The 13,121-nt window shown below is 55.0% G+C and carries 12 protein-coding genes; 4 read left to right on the forward strand and 8 right to left on the reverse strand.

From position 1 onward, the window contains the following. Positions 1-3 precede the first annotated feature (3 nt). The 6 genes from aroC to LKE88_RS06670 form a co-directional block, all read right to left on the reverse strand. Entirely contained in the window at positions 4-1,092 is a 1,089-nt protein-coding gene (gene aroC / locus LKE88_RS06645) for a chorismate synthase (RefSeq protein ID WP_105326201.1), read from the reverse strand. Beyond that, a complete protein-coding gene (aroA, locus tag LKE88_RS06650) occupies positions 1,073-2,362 on the reverse strand; it encodes a 3-phosphoshikimate 1-carboxyvinyltransferase (RefSeq protein WP_105326202.1) in 1,290 nt (429 codons plus the stop codon). The genes aroC and aroA overlap by 20 nt, the downstream gene beginning before the upstream one ends. Continuing rightward, complete coding sequence (aroB, locus tag LKE88_RS06655; RefSeq protein WP_105326203.1) at positions 2,359-3,429, reverse strand: 3-dehydroquinate synthase; 1,071 nt, start codon at positions 3,427-3,429, stop codon at positions 2,359-2,361. Before aroB ends, aroA begins: the two co-directional genes overlap by 4 nt. After that, entirely contained in the window at positions 3,410-4,282 is an 873-nt protein-coding gene (locus tag LKE88_RS06660) for a prephenate dehydrogenase (RefSeq protein ID WP_105326204.1), read from the reverse strand. Before LKE88_RS06660 ends, aroB begins: the two co-directional genes overlap by 20 nt. A gap of 212 nt (positions 4,283-4,494) precedes the next feature. Continuing rightward, positions 4,495-5,508 carry a 3-deoxy-7-phosphoheptulonate synthase gene (gene aroF, locus LKE88_RS06665; RefSeq protein ID WP_105326205.1) on the reverse strand — a complete coding sequence of 338 codons (1,014 nt, stop codon included), beginning with the start codon at positions 5,506-5,508 and terminating at the stop codon, positions 4,495-4,497. Positions 5,509-6,092: 584 nt separating this feature from the next. Then, positions 6,093-6,701 (reverse strand): hypothetical protein, encoded by a 609-nt coding sequence (locus LKE88_RS06670; RefSeq protein WP_105326206.1) that lies wholly within the window; start codon positions 6,699-6,701, stop codon positions 6,093-6,095. 159 nt (positions 6,702-6,860) lie between these two features. Here LKE88_RS06670 and LKE88_RS06675 point away from each other — a divergent pair, with 159 nt between their 5' ends. Beyond that, the gene (locus tag LKE88_RS06675; RefSeq protein ID WP_105326207.1) at positions 6,861-7,715 is read left to right on the forward strand and encodes an Mrp/NBP35 family ATP-binding protein; all 855 of its coding nucleotides are present in this window, start codon (positions 6,861-6,863) and stop codon (positions 7,713-7,715) included. Positions 7,716-7,790: 75 nt separating this feature from the next. Here LKE88_RS06675 and citG read toward each other — a convergent pair whose 3' ends face one another. Then, complete coding sequence (gene citG, locus LKE88_RS06680; protein ID WP_105326208.1) at positions 7,791-9,170, reverse strand: triphosphoribosyl-dephospho-CoA synthase CitG; 1,380 nt, start codon at positions 9,168-9,170, stop codon at positions 7,791-7,793. An 8-nt stretch (positions 9,171-9,178) separates the two neighbouring features. Beyond that, complete coding sequence (locus LKE88_RS06685) at positions 9,179-10,090, reverse strand: LysR family transcriptional regulator (protein ID WP_105326209.1); 912 nt, start codon at positions 10,088-10,090, stop codon at positions 9,179-9,181. A 248-nt stretch (positions 10,091-10,338) separates the two neighbouring features. Here LKE88_RS06685 and citD point away from each other — a divergent pair, with 248 nt between their 5' ends. Genes citD through citF form a run of 3 tightly spaced genes read left to right on the forward strand, consistent with a single transcriptional unit; the run spans position 10,339 to position 13,112 of the window. Further along, positions 10,339-10,638, forward strand: a complete 300-nt coding sequence (gene citD / locus LKE88_RS06690; protein ID WP_105326210.1) for a citrate lyase acyl carrier protein — start codon at positions 10,339-10,341, stop codon at positions 10,636-10,638. Between the two features lies 1 nt (position 10,639). Next, positions 10,640-11,554 carry an aldolase/citrate lyase family protein gene (locus LKE88_RS06695; protein ID WP_105326211.1) on the forward strand — a complete coding sequence of 305 codons (915 nt, stop codon included), beginning with the start codon at positions 10,640-10,642 and terminating at the stop codon, positions 11,552-11,554. 1 nt (position 11,555) lies between these two features. Further along, positions 11,556-13,112 (forward strand): citrate lyase subunit alpha, encoded by a 1,557-nt coding sequence (gene citF / locus LKE88_RS06700; RefSeq protein WP_105326212.1) that lies wholly within the window; start codon positions 11,556-11,558, stop codon positions 13,110-13,112. Positions 13,113-13,121 lie beyond the last annotated feature (9 nt).

Below are 13,121 nucleotides of genomic sequence, written 5' to 3' on the forward strand. Positions count from 1 at the left end.
AAATCAGCCCCTTTGGGATAGATAGTACAGGTCCAGCAGCGTCCAGGCGGTAACGGCTTCCACCACCGGCAGGGCCCGGGGAACGATGCAGGGATCGTGACGGCCGTGGACCTCCAGGGTGGTTTCTTCCTGGCGCACCACGTTCACAGTCTGCTGTGGCTTGCTGATGGAGGGGGTGGGTTTTACCACCACCTGGAAGAAAATGGGCATGCCGTTGGAAATGCCGCCCAATACGCCCCCGTTGTGGTTGGTCAGGCAGCGGACTTCCCCGCCTTCCAGCACCATGGGGTCGTTGGCCTCGCTGCCCCGCATACCTGCCAGGGCAAAGCCGTCCCCAAAGGCCACGCCTTTGATGGCGGGAATAGAGAACAGGGCATGGGACAGCCGGCTTTCCACGGAGTCAAAATAGGGTTCTCCCCAGCCCACCGGTACGCCCACAGCCATACAGGCAATGGTGCCCCCTACGGAATCCTTGTCCGCCCGGGCAGCGGCAATGGCCTGTTCCATGGGTTCCCGCTTGCTTTCGTCCAGGAGAGCCAGGTAGTTGTCGCCCAGGTGCGTCAGGGTTTCCGGGGTTTCTCCCAGCGGGGAAAAGGGCCGGTCGGTGATTCCTGCCAGGCTGGCAATGTGGGCGCCAACCGTAACGCCGATTTGGGCCAGCAGCTGCTTCGCCACAGCGCCGGCAAACACCAGGGGAGCTGTCAGACGGCCGGAGAAACTGCCACCGCCCCGGTAGTCGTTGCAGCCGTGAAATTTCACATAGCCGGGAAAGTCCCCGTGGCCCGGCCGCATGACTTCCTTCAGCAGGCTGTAATCCTTAGAATGCTGGTTGCTGTTGGGAATCCGGGCGCACAGGGCCATGCCCGTGGTCCGACCTTCAAACAGGCCGCTTTCCACGCTGACGGCATCGCTTTCCTTCCGGTGGGTAGCCAGGGGATTCTGGCCGGGAGCCCGGCGCTTCATTTCCCGTTCAATCAGCTCCCAATCCAGCTTCAGGCCGGCGGGCAGGCCGTCAATGACCACGCCGATGGACGGTCCGTGGGATTCCCCGAAAATCGTCAGTTTAATCCGCTCACCCATTACACTGCTCATACTGTCCTCCTAAGTTTTGGAAATCCCGCCAAAAGTCGGGATACGATTTCTTTACGCATTCTGCTCCCACCAGGGTAACCGTCCCCTGGCATTGAATAGAGGCAATGGCCAGGCTCATGGCAATCCGGTGGTCGTTCCAGCAGTCCACCGTGCCGCCGGTCAGGGCTTCCACCCCGTCAATGGACAGGCCGTCAGGCCGCTGGGTAATCCGGGCGCCCAGTTTGGTGAGTTCCGTGGCCATGGCCTCCAGCCGGTCACATTCCTTGATCCGCAGCCGTTCAGCATGAATGATGTCCGTGTGGCCCTGACTCAGGGCTGCGGCCACAGAAAGAATGGGCACAATGTCCGGGCAGTCCGCCGCATCAATGACGGTTCCCTGGCTGACGGAAGGCCGGCTGACCAGAACGCCGTTTTCAAAGGTTACCTGGCCCCCCATCCGCTGGAGAATGGAGATAATGGCCTTGTCCCCCTGAAGGGAGTCCGGGTCCATACCTGCAACGGAAATGGTTCTGCCCAGCATTCCAGCAGTGAGCCAGAAGGCTGCCTGGGAATAGTCCCCTTCCACCGCCCCTTCCTGAGGCTGGTAGTGCTGGCTGCCGGGAATTTCGTATTCCCGGTAGTCCTTGTGCCGGACCACAATGCCGTACTTTTGCAGGGCGGACAGGGTCAGGGCAATGTAGCTCTGGGATTCCAGCTTGCCGGTAATGGTCAGCCGGGAGGGTCCAGGCAGCAGGGGCAGGGCAAATAGGAGGCCCGAAATGAACTGGCTGCTGACAGAGCCCGGCAGGGTGTACTCTCCGGGCTTTAGCGGCCCCTGAACGGTCAAGGGAAAATTGCTCCCCTCCCCCTTCTCAAAGCGCAGCCCCTGTTTTTGGAAAATGTCCTCGTAAGGGGTTAACGGACGGTCCCCCAGTTTCCCGGAACCGATAAAAGTAAAGGGCTGGTCACACAGGGCGGCCAGGGGAATGAGAAAGCGCAGGGTGGAGCCGGATTCCCCGCAGTCCAACACCTTTCCCGCCTGCTGGGGACGGCCCCCGTCCACGGTAAAAGCCGTCCGGCCGTCCGCCTGCTGCCGCTGGCTAATGGCTGCGCCCAGCTGCCGCAGACAGTCACAGGTGGCCAGAATATCCCGGGACAGGCTGATTTCTTCCACCTGGCTGCGGCCGCCGGCCAGGGCAGCGCAAATCAGGGCCCGATGGCCCATGCTTTTGGAAGAAGGAATCCGGAGGGTACCGGTAAGACTTTGGGGGGTAATCCGTAATGTTGTCATGCTTCACCTCTAAAATAATTGGCCAGTTGGCCCAGTTCCACTTTTTTGAGCAGTGAGGTGCCGATTTTGGGCACCAGCACCAAGGTAAGGGTATTGCCCCGTTTCTTTTTGTCCATGGTCACCCCGGTCAGGATGTCCTCCAGGGAAATGGAATCCCTGGTAGCAAGGGGCACCTTTTGCAGCAGGGTTTCCAGCCGCCGGGCCGTGCCCGGTTCTGTCAGTCCCAGCCGCTCGGAGTTTTGGGTAATCCGAACCATGCCCAGGGCCACCCCTTCTCCGTGGGTATATTTCTCGTAGTGGTACTTCCGTTCCACTGCATGGCCCATGGTATGGCCAAAATTGAGCACCATCCGGGCACCTTCGTCCCGTTCGTCCTGCTCCACCACCTGGATTTTCAGGCGGATGCAGGCGGAAATGATTTCCGTTACGTGGGAAAGAATTTCTGCGTCCCCCTGCCAGGTTTCCAGCTGGGCAAACAGGTTCGCATCCCCGATAGCGGCGCATTTGATGACCTCCGCCAGGCCGTCGTGAAGGAATCGGACGGGCAGGGTGCCCAAAAGCTCCGGGTCAATGAGCACGGCCTTGGGCTGGTAGAAGGCACCGGCCAAATTCTTGCCTTCCGGCAGGTCCACCGCCACCTTGCCCCCTACGGAGCTGTCAATTTGGGACAGCAGGGTGGTGGGAATCTGGATAAAGGGAATGCCCCTAAGGAAACTGGCGGCTACAAAGCCCCCCAAATCTCCGGGCACGCCCCCGCCCAGGGTGATAACCAGGTCCTTCCGGTCCAGGCCAAAAGCGGCGCAGCCCCGGAGCAGCTGACCGTAGGTTTCCAGGTTCTTGTGGTCTTCTCCGGCGGGCATCACCAGCCGGCGGACTGCAAAGCCCTGTTCCGTCAGCTCCTGTTCCAGCTGGGCCCCATACAGGGGATCCACGTGGGAATCGGTGATGATGGCTGCCTTGTCCGCCTGGGACAGCTGCCGAATCCGCCAGCCAAAATGGGCAAAGGAACCGGGTTCTATTTCGATATCGTAGCTGTCCTTACCCAGGCTAACGCTGATTCTTTCCATAGAACATATCCCTTCTTCTTTTCTTGGCCCGGTTCATCATCAGTTCCAGTTCGTCTTTATCGCCGACCTGAAGGGCCGTCTTCCAATGTTCCAGCTGCTCCTCCAGCCGGTTGATTTCCACTACCACCTTGTCCCGGTTCAGCAGGAATAGGTCGCTCCACAGGCTGGCGTTGATATCTGCCACCCGGGTAGCATCCCGGAAGGAACCGGCCACAAACTGCTTGGTATCTTCCTGCATGGAATCGCTGTTCACCAGGGAAACCGCCATAATATGGGGCAGGTCGCTGGTGTAGGCAATGATGCTGTCGTGTTCCGGGCCGGTGAGCTCCACCACCCGGCCGCAGCCCAGCTCATAGGCCATGTCCGTCAGCCATTTGACGTACTCGGGCCGGTTGTTGTCCCGTTTGATGATGATGAAGTTGGACCCCGGGAAAATCAGGGAGGTGCTTTGGCTGTAGCCCTTCCCTTCCCGGCCTGCCATGGGGTGGGTGGGCACAAAGTCCATGTTCGGTCCCAGCAGTGCGTCTACCTGGTCGGGGAGGTCCCCCTTGATACCCATCACATCGGTGAGCAGCACGTCCGGTTTAAAGTCCTTTACATGCTCTTTGACAAAGGGAACGAAGGCCCCTGGGTACATGGCGCAGACAATCACGTCCGCTTCCTTGAGCCGTTCCGGGCATTCGTCGATATTATCCGTAATATAGCCTTCGTCCTTGGCCATCAGGGTCACAATGGGATTGGTATCCAGCCCTAAGATTTTCTGGACCTTTTGGCCCCGCAGGGCTTTGGCGTAAGAGCCGCCAATCAGCCCCAGGCCCACAATGGCAAATACGGTTTCCTGTAGATTTTTCATGAAATTCCTCTCCTATAGACCCGCCTAGGCGGGGCATCAAATTTGCGTCAGCCAGGCCCCAGGCTCCAGCCGCCAAATTTGCAGCGGGGTTGCCCTTTGGGCCTCACTCTACCATGGTAGCGGGCTGGAACCAATTGTGCAAGATGGTTTTAGAAATTTTTCTTATTTTGTACCCTTTTGCGGCTCCAGCCTGGGTTCTCAAGGAATTTTGTCTACAGTTCCCGGCCCAGCACCGGGGCCAGTACCCTTAGGTCGTCCATCAGCTGGGCAAAGATGTCCGGGGTCAGGCTTTGGGCCCCATCGCACCAGGCGTGTTTGGGATCGTTATGGACTTCAATAATCAGACCGTCGGCACCGGCAGCAATGGCCGCTTTGGCCAGCTGGGGCACCATCCAGGCTTTCCCGGCCGCATGGCTGGGGTCTACAATCACCGGCAGATGGCTGAGTTTTTTCACCGCCAGCACGGCACTGAGATCCAGGGTATTCCGGGTGTAGGTTTCAAAGGTCCGGATGCCCCGTTCACACAAAATCACGTTCTCGTTGCCTTCGGACATAATGTATTCGGCGGACATGAGCCATTCCTCAATGGTGGCGGCCAGGCCCCGCTTCAAAAGAATGGGCTTATTGAGCTTGCCCAGCTCCTTTAACAGGGTGAAATTCTGCATATTCCGGGCACCTACCTGAATCAGGTCCACCTGGTCCACGAATTCCGGAATCTTGTCGGCGGACATGATTTCCGTCACAATGGGCAGGTGCTGGCTGTCCCCAGCGGCCCGGATCAGTTCCAGGCCCTTTTCCGCCAGGCCCTGGAAGGAGTACGGAGAAGTACGGGGCTTAAAAGCACCGCCCCGAAGCATCACCGCCCCGCTTTTTTTCACGGAAGCTGCAATGGTTTCCATCTGTTCCTTGCCTTCTACAGAGCAGGGACCGGCAATCACCGCCAGCTTTTTGCCGCCCACCGGAACCCCGGACACATCAATGACAGAATCCTCCGGATGGAACAGCCGGTTGGCACGTTTGAAGGGCTCCTGCACCCGCATAGCCTTTTCCACCCAAGGGTGCACCAGGAACTGCTCTGGATCCAGCACGCTGGTATCCCCTACAATGCCCATAACCTCCTGGCTGACCCCTATACTTTCGTGGATGGTGAAGCCCTGTTGCTCCAAACTTTCCTTCAATTCTTCAATGGCTTCCCGGGGTACTCCTGCTTTCATAACAATAATCATAATGAATCCTCCTTTGCTGCTTTCCTACACGGTTTGGGGTGGGCCGCTGCCCAGCCCCCTTTGCTGCCTTGCAAGCGGGCCCCTCTGCCCTGCCTGCGCTGCTTTTTGCGTCTTCTGTACTGCTTTCCTACACTACTTTCCTACATTTCCTACGTTACTTTTCTGCACTGCCTTACTGCCGTCCCGCAAAACCTTCCTGCTGTACTTCGTATAATTCTCCTGCTTTCCTGCCCTCCTGCCCTTTTCGTTATTTTGCGCGCTTTCCATAGCAACAAAAAAAGCAGACTCGCAAGGAGTCTGCTTCTACGGTCCGTCCTGACCCGGCGGCTTATTCAGCCAACCGCTGCGCTCGCTTTACGAAGGTTCCTGCATGCAATTTTGGGCAGCCAAAGTAACCAAAGCTAAAATAATAGCTCTGGCCGTAGGTAAACCCATATGCATGTTGAGAAAGCATTCGGGAGCTGATCATGGTGACACCGCCTTTTGTTATGGAATGGTTCAATTTTACCGCCAGTTACACAATTCGTCAACAATAACGGTAAATTTTATTAAATCGTTCAGATAACTGTTAACCCTGAAACACCTTAGCGCTGGAGTGCCGCATCCATATCGGCCAGACCATGACCCGTAGCGTCCACAAAGCGGATTCGCAGATTGCCGAACTGGGGCAGCTTCTTCAGAGGAATGGCTACTACACTGTCCTGGGTAATGGCTTCCCCGGCAGTTTGGGCACCGGTAGGATCGTTCACTGCTACGGTTACATTGATAAGCCGGCCAAACCGTTCCACCTTGGAAATGGTCAGCTGGCCGTTCTGGCCCTGGGTGGCCATGGAAGCGTACAGCACCAGGGAATGTTCGTAGCCCTTGCCGCTGTATTTTTGCTGGGCAGCCTTGATCTGTTCTTCAGCGCTGGAGATTTTTTTCACCCCCGGCAGTTCGTCGGAATTGATCTGGCTGATTACGTCCGTATCAAAAGCCGTGGCTACAAAGCCGGGAATGGCTTTTTCGCTGTCATGGTCCCATTTGGAAACATCCACCGTGGTTTGGTACAGTACTTTTCCCGTGGCATTCATTTCTTCGGAAACAAACAGTTCCCCGTCCGCCAATTTATTGTGTTCTGCCGCATAGGCAGGACCAGCGCAGACTGCCAGCACCAGGGCGATGGCAGCCGCCCGTTTCCATCCATATTGCATCTAAGATCACCCTTTCATTTGCTATGCTTGTATTATACACACTTTTCTCTGGGCAAGTAAGGAAGAAAGTGTAACTTATTTGCATTCAGTCCTTTTTTTCCTTATAATGAGCTATAAACCACTAATTTTTAAATTTCAACCCTATAAGGAGGTTTTCCCATGAGTGAATGCAGCGGCTGCAGCAAATCCGGTTCCGCCTGCTCCGGTTGTGCTTCTAAACCGAAGGTCAACGAACAGGATATTGCCATTGCAGATTTTCTTGCGCAGGTAAAACATAAACTGGTTGTCATGAGCGGCAAAGGCGGCGTGGGCAAAAGCACCGTGTCCGTGGATCTGGCCCTGATTCTGGCAGAACGGGGATATAAGGTAGGACTTATGGACGTGGATCTCCACGGCCCCAGTATTGCCACCATGCTGGGCTTTGACAAGGCCCGGGTACAGGTACTGGGGGACCAGCTCCTGCCCTTCCATTACAACGATAATCTGGAATTTCTGTCCGCCCAGGGCTTTTTGGCCAATTCCGATGATGCCCTGATTTGGAGAGGACCCATGAAAATTGGCGCTATCCGCCAATTCATGTCCGATACCCGCTGGGATCCTTTGGATTACCTGATCATCGACTGCCCTCCCGGCACCGGCGATGAACCTTTAACCGTAATCCAAACCATCACCGACGCCCAGGCCGTCATCGTGACCACCCCCCAAAAGGTGGCGCTGGCCGACGTGCGCAAATCCCTGAGCTTCTGTGAACTGGCCCACATCCCGGTACGGGGCATTATTGAAAATATGAGCGGCTTTATCTGCCCCCACTGCCACCAGAAAGTGGATATTTTCAAATCTGGCGGCGGCAAGGACCTGGCTGCCGAAAAAGGCCTGCCTTTCCTGGGTCAGATTCCCATCGACCCTATGGTGGTGGCTGCCGAAGACAACGGCTCTCCCCTGGACAATATCAGCCCGGAAAGCCGGACAGCACTGGACGAAATCGTCGACAACATTCTGGCTGCCGACAAGTAATTGCCCCAAAACAAAACAGCGGAACCTGGAGAATTTTCTCTGGATTCCGCTGTTTTTTTATTCCGTAAACTCTGCTCAGCCAAAAACGGCTTCCATCCGGACCAGGAAAATGGCCAGGATCAATAGGTCTGCGCAGCCGCCGGGGCTGATATTCTTTTGGATAAAGTCTTCGTTCAGGTCCCATACCGCCTGTAGACCTTCCGGGGTAAAGGCGCCGCCCCGGTCCAAAATATGCTTAGCCTGCTGCTGGGCTTCCTTCAGGGTAGCGCTGTCCGACCGGCTGAGGATATTGGTATCCTCCACCTGGCTCAGGAGCAGCAGCAGGGTCTGGATGTAGGCCTCGTTTTGGGGCCTCCCTTCCTGGACAAACTGTCTCAGGGCCGGCAGGGCCACCTTAGCCAGGGACGGGAAGCCTTCCATGGCCTCGCCCCGGATGCCCTTAAAGCCATATTTCACGTACAGCACTTCCCCGTGGGTATGGGGATGGTAGGGGTCGATTTTGGCAAAGTCCTGCTCCAAAACGGGGGTGACATTTTCCCCAATGGCCTTGAGCACCGCCTCACTGGAAACCTTGCCGGTCTGGGCCAGCTGCCACAGGGTAAAGGAGGTCACAAGCCCCAGGGAGAAGATAATTCCCTTGTGGGTGTTCACGTTGCCCGTAGCCCGGAACATAGCCTTTTCGGCCGCTGCTCCCATGGGCCGCAGGGACAGGAACAGGTCTGCGCCGCTGCCTTCCCACAGCCAGCCCTTTTCCGCCATTTCCCGCAAAAAGGGCACAATGGCATCGGTGCTGGCAGCAAAGGTGTGCCAGTCCATATCCTTGTGGGCGCCGGGGTTGTCCCGATCCACCAGCCCCGGTTTGGGAGTGGCGTCCACTTCCCCCTGGAGCCCTGCCCGCAGGTTCTGCTCCACCGTGTCCAGGAGGAAATTCTCCAGGATTCTGTGGATATTCCGCTGGAGGGTAGAAACGCTGTGCTTCCGGCTCCGGGCACAGGCCTGGGCGGGCTGGGAGCATACCAGGCACAGCCGGCCGGGCAGGCCCAGTTCCTGGCGTTCCAGCTTCCGGCCGTCCCGGTCCAATACGTCCATATCAAACAGACGGCCCAGCCGGTCCTGGTTTTCAATCTGGCAGGCAAGGGTCTTTATGGCCGCCGGTTCTCCGTCCAGCACGTAGTACTTTTCGTAGCCGGTTTTGGCCTCAATGACCTTCTCATAGAGAACGGGAATCCCCGCCTCCTGGAAAGCCGCCTCCAGCCGCCGGATGCCTTCCCGAAAACCCAAATGAATCAGAGGGGAGGTCTTTACCGGGCCGGGAATGTTCAGGGTAAAAAACAACAGGGGCTTCTGGTATCTTGCAAGAAGTACTTGCTGGGCTCTGGCCCGGCCGTCCCGGGCTGCCAGCATATCCGGCACTTCTACCGCCGGTCCCCCGTGCAAAATGACAAATTCTTTCATATAGTGACTTATTCCTTCCTTTTTCTGCCGTTATTCCGGATCAGTTCTGCAAAAGCCCGGGCATAAGGGCTGAGATAGGCGTCCTTGCGGATACAGATATAGCAGTACCGTTTGTTGGCCACGCCTAATAAAGGATATAATACACAGTTGCCTTTTGACAAGAAGTATTCGTCCAAATAAACGTCGGGGCACAGGAAAACCACTTCCATGGCGCTGACCAGCCGCTTGCCCACCTCGATGCTGGAGGTTTCCAGTACGATGCTGGGTTTGATTTCGTAGGTGCTGAACACGTTGTCCTGGACCCGGCGCACATTGTGGCCTTCCGTAATGGAAACGAATTCCTCGTTTTTGGCTTCGGTGATGTGGATGGGCGTCCCCGGCTTGATGCGCTGGGCCAGGGTGGTCTGCTTGTTGGCCACCAGCACCACGTCTTCCGTTTCCACCAGTTCGTAGCTGAGCTCGTCGTTGGTGGGGGTGGTAGTGGTAATGGCCAGGTCCACGCCGCCGTTGAGGACGGCATTTTCCGTAATGCTGCTGCCGGCCTCCTGAATTTCCAGCTTGATATGGGGATAGCGCTGCCGGAAAATGGGCACCACCTGGGGCAGCATCATCATGGCCCGCTGTACGGGGATTCCGATGCGCAGGGTTCCATACCCTTCATACTGGATATCCGCCACCTCGTGCAGCAGGTTGGAGCTGATGGTAATCACTTTCTTTACGGCTGCAATATATTTTTTTCCTGCTTCTGTCAGCACAATGGGGTTGGTGTTGCGCAGGAATATGGGTGCACCCAGGTACTTTTCCACGGCCTTGATGGTCTGGCTCAGTGCCGGTTGGGATACATGCATGGTTTTGGAGGCATTGGTGATGCTCCCCTCCTTGATAATTTCCATGATGTACTGTGCGTGTTTTAAGTTCATAGTTCCTCCTTGGCTCCCTATTTTTTCTGTCTTTTTTCATCCCGTCGGGGACTTTTTTTATTTGCTCGTTATTTGTGACAATTTCTCGAAATCCGGGAAGCCGCATTATAAGGCCCTTTCCGGGCCCTGATAAGAAATCGCTTATGCAGATTATATCATTATTTATATTAGTTTTCCAATTTTTCATATGTTACTATCAAAGTGCAACAATATGTACATTGTCTACATTTCTAGAAGGAGTGATTTGAATGGAATTGAAGAAGGCAGCCATGGCTGGCACTGTTGAGTCTTCTGATGCCCAAGTAACGGTCGAACCCGGTTCCAATGGTATCGAACTCAATATTGAAAGCAGCGTCATCCACCAATATGGTAGACAGATTAAGGCTGTTGTTCTGGAAACCCTGACGAAACTGGACGTGAAGAACGCCAAAGTTTCCGTCGTAGATAAGGGCGCTCTGGACTGCACTTTAAAAGCCCGCGTTGAAGGAGCGGTGTACCGTTCTATTAACGAGGACCCTGATACACCGAATCCCTGGGAGGTTTTATAAGATGGAAGTAGTTAACACGAATCCCAACTTCAAGCGCCTGAGAAGAACCATGATGTTCTTGAATGCGCAAAAACCGAGCCTGATTAAAGACCCGTATGTTTACAAACCCGATTCCATCATGCTGGACCTGGAAGACGCCGTCGCTGAAAACCAAAAGGACGCAGCCCGTTACTCCCTGTTCCATGCCTTGAAAGAAATCGATTATCATGGCTGTGAAAGAGTTGTCCGGATCAACGGTCTGGAAACTCCCCACTGGAAAGAAGATGTCCGGGTTTCTGTAGCCGGCGGCTGCGATGCCATTCGTCTGGCCAAGACCGAATCCGCTAAAGACATCCACACCGTGGAAGAAGCCATTCTGGCTGCGGAAAAAGAATTCCACAGACCTATCGGCAGCACCCTGATTATGGCTGCTATCGAATCCACCAAAGGTATCCTGAACGTACTGGAAATCTGCCAGTCCTCCGATCGTCTGTTCGGCGTTGCACTTAGCGGCGGCGACTACACCAAGGACCTGCAGACCTCCATTTCCAAGACCGGCGTTGAACTGATGGGCGCTCGTCAGCAAATGGTTATTGCTGCCCGTGCTACCGGCCGTATGTGCTTTGATACGGTTTACACCGATTTGGACGACATGGAAGGCTTCAAAAAAGACGTTCAAATGATCAAAACCATGGGCTTTGATGGCAAATCCATCATCAACCCTCGTCAGATTGTACCGACCCACGAAATCTTTACTCCCAGCGAAAAAGAAATCCGCTATGCGGAACAAGTAGTTCGTGAAATCGATACCAAGAAGGCTATGGGTATCGGTGTATTCACCATCAACGGCAAAATGCTGGATATCGCCTTCTATGACGGCGCCAAGAGAACCTTAGCTTTGGCCAAGGCTGCCGGTGTATATAAGGGGGAATTATAAGATGATTAATAAAGTCGGTAGAGATATTCCTCAGGAGATCCTGGATCTGACCGGTAAGGAAGTCTTCCAGGGTGCCTATGCCAAACAAGGCGTAGAGTACAAAACCGCTACCCATACGGTAGCTCCTGTAATGGATCCCAGCTATAGCAAAGTTGTCAATTCCATTGAAGAAGTTCTGAAGAAATGCGGCATTAAAGACGGCATGACCCTGGGCTTCCACCATCATTTCCGTGAAGGGGATATGGTTGTGAACATGGTTATGAAAGCCGTTCATGATATGGGCATTAAGGACATTACCATTTGCGCCAGCTCCCTGGGCAAAGCCAATGATCCTATCGTTCCCTACATTGAAGATGGCACCATCACCAACATTCAGTCTTCCGGCGTGCGCGGCAAAATCGGCCAAGCAATCAGCAACGGCAAACTGAAGGGTCTGGCCATCATGCGCAGCCACGGCGGCCGCGTAAGAGCCATTGAATCCGGCGAAACTCATATCGATATCGCCTTCATCGGCGCTCCTACCTGCGACGAATACGGCAACTGCCGTGCCATCGGCGGCAAGAGCGACTGCGGCGTACTGAGCTATGCTGCTGTAGATGCTGACTATGCTGACAAAGTGGTAGCCGTAACGGATACCCTGGTAGCATTCCCCAACATCCCCGCTTCCATTTCCATGACCAAAGTTGACTATGTCCTGGTAGTTGATGCCATCGGCGATCCCAACAAGATTGCTACCGGTGCTGCCAAACCTACCACCGACATGAGAAAACTTCTGATGGCCAAGTACACCACCGAATTCCTGGTGCACACTCCTTACTACAAGGACGGCTTCACCTATCAGACCGGCGTTGGCGGCGCTTCCATTGCTTCCACCAAACTGCTGGCTGACCACCTGAGAAAAGACAACATCCACATCAGCGTAGGCCTGGGCGGTATTTCCAAACCCATGTGCGACCTGCTGGATGAAGGCCTGGTGGAAAAAATCGTTGACACCCAGGATTTCGATATGGATGCCATCGAAAATATCAAAACCAACCCCAACCACATTGAAATCACGGCTTCCGAATATGCCGATCCTTTCAATAAAGGTGCTTATGTAAACAAGCTGGACTTCGTTATCCTGGCTTCCCTGGAAGTAGATACCCACTTCAACTGCAACGTTGTAGTAGGTTCTGACGGTGTGATCACCGGTGCTCAGGGCGGTCACCCGGATACCGCAGCCGGCGCAAAATGCACCATCGTAATTGCTCCCCTGCTGCAAGGCCGTATTCCTGCCATCTGCACCAACGTAACCACGGTAACCACTCCGGGCGAAACCGTTGACGTAGTTGTTACGGACTATGGTATTGCCATCAACCCTCGCCGCCAGGATCTGATTGACTGCATGAAGGACGTAGATCTGCCCTTCTACACCATCGAAGAACTGCGCGACATGGCGTACAAGATGGTTGGTGAACCTGATCCGGTACAATTTGGCGACCGGGTTGTAGGTATCATCGAAGGCCGGGACGGCACCATTATGGATGTGGTTCGTCAGGTTAAGGATTTTGAGTTCTAATAGCTTTGA

This window comes from Acidaminococcus hominis (assembly GCF_022484025.1).
Classification (GTDB): Bacteria; Bacillota; Negativicutes; order Acidaminococcales; family Acidaminococcaceae; genus Acidaminococcus; species Acidaminococcus hominis.